This is a genomic window from Brevibacillus nitrificans (assembly GCF_003710965.1).
In the GTDB taxonomy this organism is placed as follows: domain Bacteria; phylum Bacillota; class Bacilli; order Brevibacillales; family Brevibacillaceae; genus Brevibacillus; species Brevibacillus centrosporus.
In genome coordinates, this window is the sequence record NZ_RHHU01000017.1 from 409,937 (window position 1) to 426,620 (window position 16,684).

The window sequence follows — 16,684 nt, forward strand, 5'->3', positions numbered from 1 at the left end:
CGATGGCAAAAGTAGTCCCTGGAAGATTTACGGCTCGCATGGAAGGCCCCTTTGTCGTGTTCATCATCGGCATGCGCGTGAACCGCTTATGGGCCTTTCATAAATGGGTTCCTGTTGCGACAGCCATGGGCGGCATGCTTAAGGAGCTGTATGAGCACCCGGAGCTCGGCTTTTTGGGGAATTCCTCCCACATGAATTTGCGTGAAGTCACGCAGATTCAGTATTGGCGCTCTTATGAGGACTTGGAAAAGTATGCGAGGAACAGCCACAACCATTTAACGGCTTGGAAAAAGTTCAACCAGTCGATCGGGTCAGATGGGACGGTTGGGATCTTTCACGAGACGTACCTCGTAGATGCTGGGAAGTATGAGTGCCTGTATGGAAACATGCCTGTATGGGGGCTGGCGAAAGCAGGCGAGCATCTGCCAGCAGTCGGAATGCGGGAAACGGCCAGGCGGCGTTTAGGAGGGCAAAACGAGCCCGCTGTTCCCACTCCTCCACAATAAGCCGAGGCGAGCTGGCAGGGCAGGATCCATTCTGGCTGGGAGGATATTCTAGCTGGGAAGCGAATACATGAAAAAACGGGAAAGAGCCGCGAGTAGCGGTTCTTTCTCTATGTGCAGATCGCTCGGATGCATATGGATGGAAATCGTTAGGGAAAAAAGCAGCAGAGAGAGAAGCGGTTTGAGAAGGGACTGGAGGGGACAAAGCTGAGAGTTGTACTGATCGATGATGAACGCTTGGCGATTCAGTATATGGAGAAAATACTGGATGGAATAGAAGGCATAGCGATCGTGGGAAGGTATCAAGATTCTGTCAAGGCACTACATGATATACCAAACCTGCGGCCAGACGTCGTGTTTCTGGATGTCGAAATGCCGGAGAGGGATGGGATCGAAATAGCAGAGGAGATTTCCCTTCTTTTGCCGGATATCGATATTGTTTTCGTGACCGCGTACGAGGAATATGCAGTGAAGGCATTTGAGCTGGATGCCTTGGATTACGTTTTGAAGCCGGTACAGCGTGAACGATTGCAGAAAACCTTGAAGCGACTGCAAAAAGAAAAGGAATGGATGGCCGAGGAGAAACGGACAGGCCCCCCGCAGACAAGAATCCACTGCTTCCAATCCTTGCAAATCGAGGTAGCTGGCGATGGGCTTCAGACCATCCGCTGGCGGACCGCAAAGGCGCAGGAGCTGTTCGCGTTTCTGATTCACCGCCGGGGAAAGCCTGTCCGAAAAGATTACCTGCTGGAGCTTTTTTGGACGGACATGGAATGGAAGAAAGGCTACTCGCTGCTGTATACAACGGTGTATCAAATCCGGAAGACCCTGGAGCGGCTGGGCATCGGCCTGAAAATCACCAACCATGAGGATGGATACTTGCTGGAGCTGGGCGGGATCAGCCTGGATGTGGAAGAATGGGAGAGCCAGCTGCGAAGTCTGCCGCCTATCTCGGAGGACAGTCTGAGTAAGCATATGGAGCTGATTGAGCAGTACCGCGGAGATTACTTCGCGGAGTACGACTATTTATGGGCAGAAAGTGAGCGCCAACGTCTGCGGGCAGACTGGTATGATCATGCGATGCAGGTGGGCCGCTACCTGGTGGGCGAAAGGGAGTATCCGAAAGCGATCGCCTTGTATCTGCGCTTGCTGCAGTTTTTGCCGCATTTGGAGGAGTTGCATTTCACACTCATGCAGCTGTACGATACGGTGGGAGATCGGGAGGCCGTTACTTTACAGTACAACCAGCTGAGGAATATGCTTCAGGAAGACTTTGATATGGACCCGCGCCCGGACATAACGGAATGGCTTCAAAAGCGGAAGCACGTCTATCGGGGCGAAATCGACGGGAATTAAGGCAAGTGGGAGGTGACTTATATGAAATACTCCTTTGTCCGCGTTGCCGGATGTGGCTCTAAGCAAAGAGTTCCTCAAAATCTTTGTTTAGAGCCTACTCTATAACCGCAGATCGGAGCTCTTTGCTTCTCTATATACGAAAAAAACGTGATATAGATGGGAGCAAAGCGAAATGAAATACGTCAATGCAAAAAAAATGCTGCCGGCAGAGCTTTTGCGCAGCATTCAGGAATATACGCAAGGCAGCTATTTGTACATTCCCGTTCGCGAGGGACACAAGAAGCGGTGGGGGACGCGCACGGAATCCAAGCATCTTTTGCGCAAGCGCAATGAATCGATCATCTCGGGGTATCGGTCAGGTGCTTCGGTGAAGGAACTCGCACTCCAGTATCACTTGACAAAGTCTAGCATCCGCAGGGTCCTGCGCGATCACAAATAATTCTGTACCAAGCATGAACTTTCTTCTCTTCATTCCGCGCTGTAAACTGAACGGAAAGCATGGGAATGAGGAGGTACCTATGAGTGGAATCCACTTACTCGATATTTCGTTTACCAATCAGGGGCATCGCGAGGCTATTACACCCGTCTTGTTGCAGGATGAACAGGAGACCATTCTTGTCGATTGTGGGTATCCTGATTTTGTCCCGCTGCTGGCAGAGGCAGTTGGCCGCTTCGGCTTGACGCTTGCGGCAGTCACCAAATTGATTGTGACTCATCACGACATCGACCACATGGGTTCACTTGCTGCTTGGAAGCGCATGTACCCGCAGATTGCCATCATCGCGCACGAAGCGGAAGTACCTTATATCGAGGGGACGATAATATCGCTGCGGCGGAATAGAAATCGTTCATACCCCGGGACACATGCCAGGCCATCTATCCCTGTATCTAGCTGGCACCAAAACGCTGATCACTGGTGATGCGGTAGTGATCGAGGATGGAAAGCTCGCTATCGCCAATCCGCAGTATACCTTGGATCTGGATGCTGCCATTCGCTCGCTTCACCGCTTGCTGGATTATGACTTTGAGCAGATCGTCTGTTACCACGGAGGGCTGTTCGCCGGAGACGGGAGAGAAGCTCTGCATGAACTCATTCAAGCCTACAAGAAGAGGTGAGCAGTGGTGAAACAAAACAAATACGATGAGGCTGAATTCTTTTCAGCCTATCAGCAAATGACGCGGTCCCAAAAAGGCTTGGAGGGGGCAGGTGAATGGCATGTATTCAAGGCGTTGCTGCCCGACTTGCAGGATAAGCATGTGCTCGATCTGGGATGCGGCTTTGGCTGGCACTGCCGTTATGCACGGGAAGCGGGGGCAAGCTCGGTAGTAGGAGTGGATCTCTCGGAGAAGATGCTGCAGAAAGCACGGGAGATGACCGAGGATGACCTCGCTGTTACCTACATCCGGATGCCGATTGAGGACATCGCTTTTCCTTCTGACCAGTTTGACGTCGTAATCAGTTCGCTTGCGATCCATTACGTGCAAGACTTCGGCGAGCTTTGCAGCAAAGTACATGCATGCCTCAAGCCTGGAGGTACTTTCCTGCTATCTGTCGAGCATCCGATCTTTACTGCACGCGAAGAACAGGATTGGATCATCGACGATCAAGGCAAACGCCTGTATTGGCCAGTCGATCATTATCATATGGAGGGGATCCGCCGCACCTCCTTCCTGGCCGAGAATGTGATCAAGTACCACCGAACCGTCTCAACCTATATGAATGACTTGATCGGTAATGGATTCTCGATCAAAGTCGTGCAAGAACCAATGCCTCCTGCCGAAATGCTCGATGAAGTAGATGGGATGCGAGATGAGCTGCGCAGACCCATGTTCCTGATCGTTCAGGCAGTAAAGGCGAATGCGCTGCATGACAGGCAGATATAAAAAAGGAGAGGTCATCCGAGAGCTTCGATTCGGATGGCCTCTTTCGTTTTTCAGCAGGGCAGCCTAAAAGCCGGGCAGGTTGTCCAGATTGTTTTCCTTGATCCCGTCAGGCTCGCTGCGTAAAATATCCCGACCGTACTTGTGAAAGACGTCGACATGGGCGAGCTTTCCTGCTTTGGCTTCACTCAAGGCGGTGATGTAATCCAGCTCTCTTCCCGAGTCTGTCTTAAAGGCAATGAGATCGCCGTCATCATTTTTGCGTACGGCAACGATCTGTTCTTTGCCATCGATGGCTTGGTTATTCATACCGCCGTTTTCTTCAAGGGCTTGCTGCTCGCCGTTTGCTTTGTACTGGGCATAAATTTGGGCAAAGTCTTTTTCGTTAGTGGGGTTCATGTCAGATTCCTCCTCTATGGATAAGGGTGTCTAGGAATGGCAGCAGCCATGCGCGCAATTGGAAGTTTCAATATTGAAATAATAGGAGATAACGAGGATACTGGTAGGTACAAGTACAGAAAAAGAGTTTGTCTACAAACGAGGAGTGGAAGCATTGGGGGGAAAACGGGCTTGGTGGCTGCTGGTTTTTTGCAATTTGTTCTGGGCAGGCAACTACATATTCGGCAAATTCGTCGTGACCGAAATGACGCCCTTGTGGCTGACTTTCGCGAGGTGGGTCCTGGCTCTTGTCGTTTTGATTCCGCTGGCGATGGTTTTGGAGAAACCGGATTGGAGACAGGTCGCAAAGGCATGGCTGCCCTTAATCTTGATGGGGCTGCTCGGGGTGATCGGATTTAATGTATTGCTGTACTCGTCGCTCGAGCACACTTCCGCGACTAATGCGGCTTTGGTAACGGCTTTAAATCCCGTGGTCATCGTGTTGTTTTCGGTGCTTTTCTTGCGTGAAAAAGTATCGCGTATTCAAGCCTCCGGGTTTATCCTCTCGCTACTCGGGGTGCTCGTCATCTTGACGCAAGGGCATGTTTTGCGCGTCTTTCAAACGGACTACAATCAGGGAGACTTGCTCGTCCTGTGCTGTGTACTGGTGTGGACCTTGTATTCCATCATAGGGAAGAAGGTAAAGGGGGTGTCGCCGATTACGGCCACAGCAGCTTCTACCGCGTTAGCTGTTGTCATGATGCTTCCTTTTGTCATCGCAGAGGGGGTCGACTTTCGCGCATTGAGCCCGCTAGCTTTCACCGGCATTGCTTACATTGTTTTGTTTCCGTCCATTTGTTCCTTTGTGTTCTGGAACGTATCGGTACGAGCCGTAGGAGCGAGCCAGGCAGGCATCACCTTAAACCTGATCCCGGTCTTCACCGCGATGATCAGCGTGGCATTAGGGGAGCGGATCTCGCAGTCACAGGTGTGGGGAGGACTGCTCGTCTTTATCGGGGTTACGTTTGCTTCCGGCTTGATCGATCAGCAGTGGAAACGCAGACAGGCAAAATCGTCCGCTGAAGTGATGGATAGATAACAGACAAGCAAAAAGGCAGCGCATCGTCGAAACGATGGCTGCCTTTTTTATGGGTGGGTGCTGCTACGAACTTATTTGATAAAGCGTTTCTTATGCGTTAACGGGTTTGCCTTCATCCAGCAACTGACGCAGTACCGTTTGCAGGATACCGCCGTTGCGATAGTAGTCTACGTCTACCATGGAGTCCAGACGAACCAGTACTTCGAATTCGAAGCTGCTGCCGTCTTTGCGGGTAGCCTGTACTTTTACGCGTTGGCCTGGTTGAACGTCATCGGACAGACCTACAATGCTGAAGGATTCTGTTCCGTCGATGTTCAGTGTTTTCCAGCTTTGGCCGTCTACGAATTGCAGAGGGAGTACGCCCATACCTACCAGGTTTGCACGGTGGATACGCTCGAAGCTCTCAGCAATAACCGCTTTGATGCCCAAGAGGAATGTACCTTTTGCTGCCCAGTCACGGGAAGAACCAGTACCGTACTCTTTACCAGCCAGTACAACGAGTGGAGTACCGTCTGCTTGATACTTCATGGAAGCATCGTAGATGGACATGACTTCGTCAGTTGGCAGGTATTTCGTTACGCCACCCTCCGTGCCAGGAGCCACTTGGTTGCGGATACGAATGTTCGCGAAAGTACCGCGCATCATTACGTCATGGCTACCACGGCGAGCACCGTAGGAGTTGAAGTCTTTGCGTTCTACGCCGTTCGCTTGCAGATAGAGACCTGCAGGGCTGGTTGGCGAGATGTTACCTGCTGGGGAGATGTGGTCAGTTGTCACAGAGTCACCGAACAGAGCGATTGTTTTCGCTGCTTTGATGTCTGCGATCGCTGCGATTTCGCCAGCCAGGTTTTTGAAGAATGGCGGTTCTTGGATGTAGGTGGATTTTTCATCCCACTCGTACAGATCGCCAGTTGGAACGTCGATTTGATTCCAAGCTTCGTTTTGTGTAAACACTTGACCGTACTCGGCACGGAACAGAGCTGGGTTCATAGCTTTGTCCATCGCTGCTGCGATCTCTTGTGGAGATGGCCAGATGTCTTTCAGGAATACTGGCTCACCGTCTTTGCCAGTACCGATTGGTTCGGTAGACAGATCGATATCCACAGTACCCGCCAGTGCGTATGCAATAACGAGTGGAGGAGAAGCGAGGTAGTTCGCTTTTACCTGTGCATGGATACGTCCTTCGAAGTTACGGTTACCGGATAGGACAGCTGCTACAGTCAGATCTTCATCAGCGATTGCTTTGCTGGTTTCCTCTGGCAATGGACCGGAGTTACCGATGCAAGTGGTGCAACCATAACCTACGACGTTGAAGCCGATAGCGTCGAGGGAATCGATCAGGCCAGCGTCTTTCAGGTATTGCGTAACAACACGGGAGCCTGGAGCCAGGGAGCTCTTCACGTAAGCTGGTTTGGTCAGACCTTTTTCCACCGCTTTTTTCGCCAGGATACCTGCGCCGAGCATTACACTTGGGTTAGAAGTATTGGTACAGGAAGTGATCGCTGCGATTACTACTGCACCTGTTTTCAATGTAGCTTTCTCGCCATTTGCATAAACAACTGGTGCGGAAGCTGCGATTTTCTCATCGGAGAGACCAAAACCGCCTTTATCGATCGGCGTACGCAAGCTGTTGTTGAAGGATTCCTTCATAGCAGTCAACTCTACGCGGTCTTGAGGACGTTTTGGACCTGCGAGGCTCGGTACTACAGTGGACAGATCCAGTTCCAATGTTTCGGAGAATACTGGGTCTGGCGTTTCGTCGGTACGGAAGAGCCCTTGTGCTTTGGTGTATGTTTCCACCAGGGAGATCAGATCTTCTTCGCGACCTGTTTGACGCATATAGTTGAGCGTTTCGGAGTCTACTGGGAAGAAGCCCATCGTAGCGCCGTATTCAGGAGCCATGTTCGCAACAGTCGCACGGTCAGCCAGCGAGATGTTGGACAGGCCAGGTCCGTAGAACTCTACGAATTTCCCTACAACGCCTTTTTTACGCAGCATTTGGGTAACAGTCAGAGCCAGGTCAGTTGCAGTTGCACCAGCACTCAGGGTACCAGTCAATTTGAAACCAACGACTTCTGGTGTTACGAAATACAGAGGTTGGCCGAGCATTCCTGCTTCTGCCTCGATACCGCCAACGCCCCAGCCAAGAACACCAAGACCGTTGATCATAGTGGTGTGGGAGTCAGTACCTACGAGAGAGTCAGGGAAAGCTACCAGTTCGCCATCTACTTCACGAGTAGCGATAACAGTTGCCAGATACTCCAGGTTTACTTGGTGAACGATACCCGTTGCTGGAGGAACCGCACGGAAGTTGTCAAACGCAGTTTGTGCCCAACGCAGGAAGCGGTAGCGCTCTTGGTTGCGTTCGAATTCCAGTTTCATGTTGTTGTCCAGAGCAGATGCGTTACCGAAATCGTCAACCATGACGGAGTGGTCGATAACCAGGTCAACTGGAACCAATGGGTTGATTCGTTTTGGATCTCCACCAGCGCGCTTCATCGCGATACGCATAGCAGCCAAGTCTACAACGGCAGGAACACCGGTGAAGTCTTGCAGTACGATCCGTGCAGGCATGAGTGGTACTTCTTGGTTTTCGTCGCGGCCTTTTGTCCAGGTCGCCAGTTGTTGTACGTGTTCTTTGGTGATAGCGCGGCCATCGAACTGACGTACAGCAGCCTCGAGCAGAACTTTAATGGAGAACGGCAGCTTGGAAACTTCTCCAACGCCTTGTTCTTCCAACCCTTGCAGGCGATAGTACGCGAAAGACTTGTCGCCTACTTGCAGGGAAGATTTTACTTTGTAAGCATCTTTGTTAGCCAATGTATACAACCTCCCTAAAGAATTCTTGGGGTTTCATCAGGTGAAACGCAGTTTCGTTTCCTTCATTACGAACCTATTATACTCGATTTGTTTCTTGTCATCTACCCCAAATTCATCATTTATATACAAAAATCATGGGAGAAAAAATAGGCACCGATCTCAAGTAGGGAACCTAGCCTATCGTATTATCCCGTTTATATTCCGTTTACATTCATCCGTTACTGTTTCTTTTGCAAGGGATTAGCGGCATTCGGCGATCCGTTTGGGGAGGAGAGGGAAAAGGTGGAAATCGGTAAACAAGCGAGCACCAGGCTGATTTTATTCGGACTGCTCTTGGGATTGCTCGTATCTTCCCTCAACCAGACGATTACAGTGACTGCGATGACTACGACGGTGCAGGAGCTGGGCGGCATATCGCTGTTTGGCTGGACTCTGTCTATCTACATGCTGATGTCAACAGCGAGCATGCCTATCTATGGAAAGCTAGCCGATTTATGTGGGCGAAAAAGCACGTATTTGCTTGGAATGGTGCTCTTCCTTCTCGGATCGTCGCTCTGCGGCATGGCAGGCAATATGACGCATTTGATCGTGTTTCGCGGCATACAAGGCTTGGGGGCGGGTTCCATGCTGCCTGTTGCGCTCGCGATCGTGGGCGATCTGTTTCCTCCCGAACGCAGAGACAAACCCCAATTCATGCTCGTCTCCGTCTTCGGTCTAGCGAGCATTCTCGGACCCGCGCTTGGAGGATTTTTGACGGAGCTGCTTAGCTGGCATTGGCTCTGCTTCGTCAGCCTGCCCTTTGGAGTCGCAGCCATTTGCTTATTGGCAATCGGATACCGCGAAAATCGGAACAAACACAAGCTGATAATCGATTGGCCGGGAGCCATCACGCTTTGCGGATCGGTTATCGCAATCTTGCTAGCTCTTGTGCTCGGTGATGCTGGAAAGCAAACGGAAGGAATGCTGGCAGGATTTTATGGTCTCGGCGGAATCCTTCTCGGACTGTTTTTATGGATGGAATCACAGGGGAAAGCTCCGATCCTTCCCCTTGCGCTGTTTCGCCATCGGCTTGTTTCGAGCGCAAGTGTGGTTTCCTTTTTCGTCAGCGCGGGCATGTTCGGCGCCATCCCATTCGTTCCATTCTTTTTGCATGAAGTACAAGGTGTCAGCCCAGCACTTGCAGGAGCCATGGTTATCCCGTACATGCTCGCCTATTTTGTGGGCAATGTGGTGAGCAGGCGCCTGATGAGCCGTTTTACTTACCGCCAAATGGTCTTGACCAGTCTGTTGATCATAGGAGTCGGCTTCGGTCTGCTGAGTATGATCGACACGCAAACAACTTTACAGACGGTTGCAACGTATATGATAGTAGCAGGACTGGGAGCGGGCCAGCTCATGCCGGTTTTGAAAACGGCTATGCAGAGCGCCGTAAGCAAGCAGCACTCGGGTTCTTTCCCTTCCCTTTTCGGGTTAGTACGCTCAATGGGCAGTACCATCGGAGTAAGCTTGAGGGGGCTCTTGATTTATGTTCAGCCTGACCACTCCCTTGGAATCGAAAGGGAACAAGTCTTTACACTCGTTTTTTTCTTTGTCATCATGGCGTTGCTGGCTGCCCTTTTTCTGGGGAAAGCGCAACTGGTCAGGGGAGATTCGTCAGAACTACAATCTTTACAGGCAAGGAGATCATTGCAATGAAAACTACTATGAATCCAGCAGAAGGAACAAAGGCCAATTGGCGCTCGTTCTTTCATTTAATAAAAGAAACAAAGCCGTCTAAGTGGAAAGTCGGAATTGCCCTGTTTTTGAGTATCGCCACTACATTGGTGAGTCTGGTCATTCCCCTTTTCACGAAAGACCTCGTGGACAGCTTTACCCTTTCATCGATAAGTCCCGGCCAAATTGTGATTTTGGCGATTGCCTTTGTGGCACAAGCCATCGCTGGGGGAGTCTCGATCTATTTGCTCAATCATGTCGGCCAAAGCATCGTGGCTTCCCTGCGTGATCGTCTGTGGAAAAAGCTGCTGGTGCTGCCTGTCTCCTATTACGATAACCATCGGACAGGAGATACGATCAGTCGGATGACCAACGATACGGGCGTTGTCAAAAGCTTGATTACGGAGCATTTGTCCAACTTCTTTACCGGTATCATCGCGATTGTCGGTTCGATCGCAACCCTGCTGTACCTGGACTGGCAAATGACGTTGGTGATGCTGATTGCCGTTCCGTTCGCCTTCTTTATTCTGATGCCACTGGGGCGGCAGATGTACAAGATCTCCAAAGGGCTGCAGGATGAGACAGCCAGCTTTACAACCGTCATGAATCAGGTGCTTTCCGAGGTGCGTCTGGTGAAGTCGTCGAATGCAGAGCCGCATGAGTACCAAAGTGGAAAAAAAGGCATCGACAACCTGTTCCGCTACGGGCTGAAAGAAGGCCGCGTGCAAGCGATGATCGGACCGCTGATTTCCTTTGTCCTGATGGTGCTTCTGGTTGTCGTTATGGGCTATGGTGGAATGCGCGTAGCGACTGGGGCCTTGACGGCAGGAGAGCTGGTCGCCTTTATTTTGTACCTCGTTCAGATCGTGATGCCGATGGGGCAGTTCACCCAGTTCTTCACTCAGCTGCAAAAAGCGATAGGTGCAACCGAGCGAATTATCGAGACGCTGGACGCAAAAGAAGAAGACCATGCATCAGGGCGCGAGCTGAAAAGCGCCAATCTGCCTATCTATGTGGAAAACGTGAGCTTTGCCTACGATAGTGGCGAAACCATCCTGGAGAATGTGAGCTTTACGATTGCTCCAGGCAAGGTCACTGCGATTGTCGGACCAAGCGGCAGCGGGAAGACGACGATGTTTTCCCTGCTCGAGCGCTATTATCAACCGGTTAGCGGGAGCATCCGCTTGGGAGAGGAACAGATTCAAGACTTTACCCTCGCGTCCTGGCGCAGCAAGATCGGGTATGTATCGCAGGAAAGTCCGCTCATCGCCGGGACGATCTGGGAAAATATCTGCTACGGGCTGGATAGAGATAGAGAAATCAGTGACGACGAGCTGAGGCAAGCGGCTGCGATGGCGTACGCCGACCAGTTTATCGAGGAGCTTCCGGATGGTTACGAAACTCAGGTAGGGGAGCGCGGCGTCAAGCTCTCTGGGGGGCAAAGGCAGAGGATCGGGATCGCACGTGCCCTACTCCGTGACCCGCAAATTCTCATGCTGGATGAAGCGACATCCAGTTTGGACAGCAAATCGGAGCTGGTCGTACAGCAGGCTCTCACGAATTTAATGAAGGGACGCACGACATTGGTCATCGCCCACCGGCTGTCAACTGTCGTCGATGCGGATCAGATCCTGTTTTTGGAAAAAGGAAAGATTACAGGCAGAGGGCGGCACGCCGAGCTGTATGAAACCCATGCGCTGTATCGGGAATTCGCTGCGCAGCAGCTGCGCGTGAAAGAAAGGGTGTAAGCAGATGACCAGATTGATGGTAGTAGATGACGATCCGCATATCCGGGAATTGGTCAGCGTCTTTTTGGAGCGGGAGGGCTTCGAAATGATGCAGGCGGCCGATGGAAGGGAAGCCTTGTCCAAGCTGGAGGACACGCCAGCCGATCTGGTCATCCTCGATATCATGATGCCGAATATGGATGGCTGGGAGCTTTGCCGGGAGCTGAGGAGCCTCTACGACATTCCGTTGCTCATGCTGACCGCAAAGGGAGAAACGGCGCAAAAGATCAAAGGCTTCGAGCTGGGAACAGATGATTACCTCGTCAAGCCGTTCGAGCCAGCCGAGCTCGTGGTTCGAGTCAAAGCGTTATTGAAGCGATACCGTATCGCGAGCTCCCATATTGTGCAGGTAGGCGGCTTGCAGCTGAACCGCCAGACCTATGAGGTGATGCAGGGCGACAAGCTTCTGACGATTCCCTTGAAAGAGTTTGAGCTATTGTTTATGCTAGCCAGCTATTCCGGCAAAACGCTCTCCAGAGAACAGCTGATCGAACAGATTTGGGGCTATGACTTTGAAGGAAACGAGCGAACGGTAGATGTGCATATCAATCGCCTGCGGGAGCGGTTTCCGACGGAGAGCTACGGCATTCTCATCCGGACGATTCGCGGACTCGGCTATCGTCTGGAGGTGAGTACATGAGTGGACCTGTGGTAAAAAAGGACGTTGTGTTCAAGGTCGTAGCTTCGATCACCTTCCCGGTTATTCTCATCGCTTGCTGGTCAGCGGGGTATGCCATCAGTCGTTCCCTTTTTCCAAAATGGTGGCCGCAGGCTTCTGATTTTACGATCGGCGTTACGAGCGGCATTCTCGGCTTTTTCCTTTTCCTGCTCGCGATGTTTCTGATCTCCAAGCTGTTTCCCCGGCGTCATCGGGAGCTGTTTCAAATGGTTATCGACGCCCTGCGCAGAATCGCCAAAGGGGATTTCAGCGTCAATCTCGATGTGAAAATTGATCATATGTGGGGAGAGCTGGTGGACGGGATCAATCATATGGCAGAGCAGCTAAACGAAATGGAGCAGCTGCGCCAGGAATTTATCTCGAATGTGTCTCACGAAATACAGTCCCCTCTGACATCCATCAGAGGATTTGCACGAGCCTTGCAAAATGAGAAGCTCACGCATGAGGAGCGGCAGCATTACCTGCAGATTATCGAGACGGAGAGCGCGCGTTTGTCCAAAATCAGTGAGAATTTGCTCAAGCTCACCTCCCTGGAGGGCAAGCATCATCCGGTAGAGCGGAAAAGGTACAGTCTGGATCAGCAGCTGCGCAGAATCATTCTGGCGTGTGAGCCGCAATGGCTGGAAAAGGAGCTGGAGCTGGACATTATCCTAGACAAGGTGGAAATCGTAGCGGATGAAGAGATGCTGAGCCAGGTATGGAATAATCTGATCAACAACAGCATCAAGTTTACTCCGAGTGGGGGCAAGCTGCAGATTCAGCTGCGGGAAGCGGGGGAAGAGGTACTCGTGCGCGTGACGGATACGGGGATCGGTATCGCCAAAGAGGATCAGGGACGCGTGTTCGAGCGATTTTTCAAGGCGGACAAATCGCGCAATCGCACGAGTGGAGGTAGTGGGTTGGGGCTGTCCATCGTGAAAAAAATTATCGACCTGCATCAAGGGACGATCACGGTCCAAAGCGAGCTGGGGGAGGGAACGACATTCATCGTGACCTTGCCGGCAGTACCCAGAACAAACGCATAGGATAGAAAGGGGCGGTCGCGACGTCAAGAAAAGACGTTTGCGATCGCCCTGTTTGATTGCTTGGAGCATTAGGCTCCGATGTATTTGGCGTGAAGGGTTCGTGCCTGGGTAATGTCATCTGTGCCTTGCACCAGTACCCGTCCATCAGGGAAGACCACCAGCGTGTGCGGCTCTGCGTGGAAACGCAGCAAAAACTTGTTGCGCTCCACTTGGCCAAGCGGTGCGAGTCTTACAGCCAGCGCGTCCAGATCAATCGACATGCTGCTGGCAGGAGAGATTTGGACGGTGTCGCGTCCGCATAAGGAGACAGCTTGTCCATCCTGCGTTTCCGGATGGAGGAAAGCGAAGTCGCGCTGCCCACAGCAAGGGCAGTCTGCCCGGCGGCCGTTTACAACCTTGATTTGCTGATGGCGGTTTTGCCAGATCTCGAAGTGCTCCAGATTTGGATTGAGCGCATCAGTCGCGCCGATCAGGATCTTGAACGCTTCGGTCGCCTGATAAGAAGCGACGATGTGAATGATCGGACCGATGACGCCTGCCGTATCGCAGGTCGCCATTTCGCCTGGGTTCGGTGCTTCTGGAAACAGGCAGCGCAGACAAGGGGTCTCACCGGGACGAATCGCGGTAAAGGTACCCGTCGCACTGACAGCTCCGCCGTACACCCAAGGTATGCCGTGCTTTACACACACGTCGTTTACGAGGTAGCGAACCTGAAAATTGTCCGTCGCATCAAGCACGAGATCGACATCTGCGAGCAGCTCCTCGGCGTTGTAGGCAGTCAGATCGGCGACGACAGGCTCGATCGTCACTCCCGAGTTGACGCGTGACAGCTTGGCGTGGGCAGCAATCGCTTTGGGCAAATGCTCAGCTGCATCGGATTCGTCGTACAGCATTTGACGCTGCAAATTGCTCGGTTCCACAAAGTCGCGGTCGATAAGACGGACGAAGCCTACTCCGGCGCGAACCATGTGATTGGAAAGCACCGTGCCAAGTGCGCCCATCCCGACGATGGCGACGCGGCTTTGGCTGAGCTGATCCTGTCCGCTGCGCCCGATCGGAGCAAACAGGATCTGGCGGGAATAGCGTGTATCCACGTTCTTATTGTCCCCCTTCTTCGTACTTCGAGATCGGATCCCAGGGACCTTGCTGGTGTCCTTTCCACTCGCTGCCGTCTTCCCACATTTCCTTTTTCCAGATCGGAACAATTTGCTTCAGGCGCTCGATGGCATAGCGTCCAGCCTCAAAGGATTCGTTGCGATGCGCAGTGGCGACCGCTACGACAACGGCGATCTCCTCCACCTGCAAATTTCCGACGCGGTGCTGCATCGCGACTTGCGTGCCGGGCCAGCGTTCCTCGATTTCTGCTGCGACCTGCTTCATTTTTTTGACGGCCATCGGCGCGTATGCTTCATAGGAGAGGTACACGGTGCGCTGACCTTTCGTAAATTCACGAACCGTGCCAACAAAGGTAAGGATGGCGCCGGCATGCGGATTGCTGACGAGCTGCACGAGCTTGTCCGCAGAGAGTGGCTCTTCGGTAATCGCAAAGCGAGGGTCTTCTCCGCCGCTTACTGGAGGGAGCAGCGCAATTTCATCCTCTTGCAAAAGAACTCTGTCAGGTGCAGCGTATTCTTGGTTGACCGATACAAAGCAACTGCCAAGCAGCGGCGCGAGTGCAGCATGCTGGGTGGCGACAGCATCCAGTAGATCGCGAACAGTTGCTTGATCAGGAAGGGTTATTTGGATTTCACGTTCGTTGGCTCGCTCGGCAAGGCCGGCAAACAGCAAGATCGTAACAGTCATCAAGGCGATTCCTCATTTCCCGTTAGTAAATAAAAGACTCTTTATGGCTTGACGATATCACAATACGGACAAGATGCCAATCTTCGAAGGGGTTCGGGAATATACTTGCCAGAATTTTCGGATGGGTAGATTTTGGAATGATTGAAAATAATTTCCAGATTGGTATAGTGGTAAGAGAGGAGACACAATTAAGGAAGGGTTGGGGAAGAGATGTGTACGAGCTTTGTCAGCTACGGTGATCGCACGCTGATCGGGATGAATTTCGACATTTCCGATCGGGCTATCAAACTGGTTTATCAAAAGGACAGTCAGCTTCTCGTCATGCAGCAGGAGGGAGCCGCGTTTTTTCCTGCATTGGGCATCAACAAGAGCGGGACTTTCATGAATTTGCACATGGTCGAAGAAAACGCGGCAGGGGCTTACCGACGCGGAAAGAATTGCGTCCATATAATGAAGCTTTTTGACGATGTGCTGAGTGAGAAGCTAGCTCCAGAGGATGTACCTGCTTTCGCAAGCGATCATGCCATCGTGAATGTTCCAGGGCACAGCGTCCATAGCTTGATCGCAAACGGGGAAAGGCGTGCCTGCATCGTCGAGCCAGGAAGAAAGCCGCTTCAGCTCGATTCCGAGGATGTAAAATTCGTCGTGCAAACGAACTTCTCGCTAACGGAAGCAAAGGTGAGCGGAGCAGCAGCGGACGGCGCTTATGGTGTGGAGCGTTTTCAACTAGCGAACGAGCGGCTCGCGTCGGCACAAGGAAAAGTTGGGGTGGAAGCCGGTTTCTCGGTCTTGCAGGAGACGGCACAGCTGCGAGGGGATTTTCCGACACAGCTATCCCTCATAAGCGTTCCCGAAGAAGGGGTGGTCTATTTTGCCCTACAAGCCGACTTTGAACGGATTTTTTCCTTTTCCTTTCACGATCAGCAAATACGAACTAAGCAAGGTTTTCAGACTAACCGGAATAGCCCTGTTACCAAAAAAGGCGTTCTGCTCTCGGAGCTTTCCGGTTGGTAAAGATTTAGAACTTGTATCCCTTTACATAGTGATTGCTTTTATTCGGAAGCCAGAGTAAGGTAGAGAAGTAAGAGATATTTTGAGCGAATGGGGCGAAAATCGGGAGAAGTTCTGATTTTCGCTTATTTTTGGAGGAAGAATATGAGCGATCAGCTGACTCATTTTAATGAGCAAAATCGTGCCCGCATGGTAGATGTCTCGGAAAAAAATATCACCAAACGAGAAGCGGTAGCGCAAAGCAAAATAACGATGAAGCCGGAAACATTGGCGCGTATCCGCGAAGGGCGTGTAGAAAAGGGGGATGTATTGGCTGTGGCTCAGGTGGCGGGCGTCATGGCAGCCAAAAAAACATGGGATATCATCCCGATGTGCCACCCGTTGCCGCTGACGGGGATCGATATTCGCTTTACGTTTACAGATGAGGAGACCATCGAGATTGAAGCGTCTGTCAAAACAACAGGAAAAACCGGGGTGGAGATGGAAGCTTTGACCGCAGTAAGTGCGGCTGCCCTGACGGTGTACGACATGTGCAAGGCGATGGACAAGGGCATGGTCATCGGACCGACCAGCCTTCTTTTAAAAACAGGTGGCAAAAGTGGGGACTTCCGGCGGGGAGAGAACTAACG

The 16,684-nt window shown here is 51.9% G+C and carries 15 protein-coding genes and 1 pseudogene; 12 read left to right on the top strand and 4 right to left on the bottom strand.

Annotated features, from left to right (window positions below; genetic code table 11):
- Positions 1–2 precede the first annotated feature (2 nt).
- The 5 genes and pseudogenes from EDM59_RS25150 (at position 3) to EDM59_RS25170 (ending at position 3,743) form a co-directional block, all read left to right on the top strand.
- A complete protein-coding gene (locus EDM59_RS25150) occupies positions 3–506 on the top strand; it encodes a DUF4188 domain-containing protein (RefSeq protein WP_122926129.1) in 504 nt (167 codons plus the stop codon).
- Positions 507–725: 219 nt separating this feature from the next.
- On the top strand, positions 726–1,859 hold the full coding sequence (locus EDM59_RS25155; protein WP_281274595.1) for a response regulator: 1,134 nt from the start codon (positions 726–728) through the stop codon (positions 1,857–1,859).
- 172 nt (positions 1,860–2,031) lie between these two features.
- The gene (locus EDM59_RS25160; RefSeq protein WP_122926131.1) at positions 2,032–2,298 is read left to right on the top strand and encodes a CD3324 family protein; all 267 of its coding nucleotides are present in this window, start codon (positions 2,032–2,034) and stop codon (positions 2,296–2,298) included.
- A 79-nt stretch (positions 2,299–2,377) separates the two neighbouring features.
- Positions 2,378–2,975 (top strand): annotated as a pseudogene (locus EDM59_RS25165) (MBL fold metallo-hydrolase).
- Between the two features lie 6 nt (positions 2,976–2,981).
- Positions 2,982–3,743, top strand: a complete 762-nt coding sequence (locus tag EDM59_RS25170; RefSeq protein ID WP_122926133.1) for a class I SAM-dependent methyltransferase — start codon at positions 2,982–2,984, stop codon at positions 3,741–3,743.
- A gap of 63 nt (positions 3,744–3,806) precedes the next feature.
- Here the strand turns inward: EDM59_RS25170 and EDM59_RS25175 are convergent, their stop codons facing one another.
- On the bottom strand, positions 3,807–4,139 hold the full coding sequence (locus EDM59_RS25175; protein WP_122926135.1) for a DUF3892 domain-containing protein: 333 nt from the start codon (positions 4,137–4,139) through the stop codon (positions 3,807–3,809).
- Positions 4,140–4,293: 154 nt separating this feature from the next.
- Between EDM59_RS25175 and EDM59_RS25180 the strand changes: the two genes are divergently transcribed.
- Positions 4,294–5,217 carry a DMT family transporter gene (locus tag EDM59_RS25180; RefSeq protein WP_122926137.1) on the top strand — a complete coding sequence of 308 codons (924 nt, stop codon included), beginning with the start codon at positions 4,294–4,296 and terminating at the stop codon, positions 5,215–5,217.
- 90 nt (positions 5,218–5,307) lie between these two features.
- Here the strand turns inward: EDM59_RS25180 and acnA are convergent, their stop codons facing one another.
- Positions 5,308–8,037, bottom strand: coding sequence for an aconitate hydratase AcnA (acnA, locus tag EDM59_RS25185; RefSeq protein WP_122926138.1), 2,730 nt, complete (start codon positions 8,035–8,037; stop codon positions 5,308–5,310).
- 282 nt (positions 8,038–8,319) lie between these two features.
- On the opposite strand from acnA, the gene EDM59_RS25190 reads away from it, so the two are divergent.
- Genes EDM59_RS25190 through EDM59_RS25205 form a run of 4 tightly spaced genes read left to right on the top strand, consistent with a single transcriptional unit; the run spans position 8,320 to position 13,241 of the window.
- Positions 8,320–9,732 (top strand): MFS transporter, encoded by a 1,413-nt coding sequence (locus EDM59_RS25190; RefSeq protein WP_183193040.1) that lies wholly within the window; start codon positions 8,320–8,322, stop codon positions 9,730–9,732.
- Positions 9,729–11,498 carry an ABC transporter ATP-binding protein gene (locus EDM59_RS25195; protein WP_246011234.1) on the top strand — a complete coding sequence of 590 codons (1,770 nt, stop codon included), beginning with the start codon at positions 9,729–9,731 and terminating at the stop codon, positions 11,496–11,498. Before EDM59_RS25190 ends, EDM59_RS25195 begins: the two co-directional genes overlap by 4 nt.
- A 4-nt stretch (positions 11,499–11,502) precedes the next feature.
- Positions 11,503–12,177 carry a response regulator transcription factor gene (locus EDM59_RS25200; RefSeq protein ID WP_122926140.1) on the top strand — a complete coding sequence of 225 codons (675 nt, stop codon included), beginning with the start codon at positions 11,503–11,505 and terminating at the stop codon, positions 12,175–12,177.
- The gene (locus EDM59_RS25205) at positions 12,174–13,241 is read left to right on the top strand and encodes a sensor histidine kinase (protein ID WP_122926141.1); all 1,068 of its coding nucleotides are present in this window, start codon (positions 12,174–12,176) and stop codon (positions 13,239–13,241) included. The genes EDM59_RS25200 and EDM59_RS25205 overlap by 4 nt, the downstream gene beginning before the upstream one ends.
- Positions 13,242–13,309: 68 nt before the next feature.
- Here the strand turns inward: EDM59_RS25205 and EDM59_RS25210 are convergent, their stop codons facing one another.
- The gene (locus tag EDM59_RS25210; protein ID WP_122926142.1) at positions 13,310–14,335 is read right to left on the bottom strand and encodes a ThiF family adenylyltransferase; all 1,026 of its coding nucleotides are present in this window, start codon (positions 14,333–14,335) and stop codon (positions 13,310–13,312) included.
- Positions 14,336–14,339: 4 nt separating this feature from the next.
- Entirely contained in the window at positions 14,340–15,044 is a 705-nt protein-coding gene (locus EDM59_RS25215) for a molybdenum cofactor biosynthesis protein (protein WP_122926143.1), read from the bottom strand.
- 210 nt (positions 15,045–15,254) lie between these two features.
- Between EDM59_RS25215 and EDM59_RS25220 the strand changes: the two genes are divergently transcribed.
- Both EDM59_RS25220 and moaC read left to right on the top strand, forming a co-directional pair.
- Complete coding sequence (locus EDM59_RS25220) at positions 15,255–16,058, top strand: hypothetical protein (protein WP_122926145.1); 804 nt, start codon at positions 15,255–15,257, stop codon at positions 16,056–16,058.
- Between the two features lie 141 nt (positions 16,059–16,199).
- Positions 16,200–16,682, top strand: coding sequence for a cyclic pyranopterin monophosphate synthase MoaC (gene moaC, locus EDM59_RS25225; protein ID WP_122926147.1), 483 nt, complete (start codon positions 16,200–16,202; stop codon positions 16,680–16,682).
- Positions 16,683–16,684 lie beyond the last annotated feature (2 nt).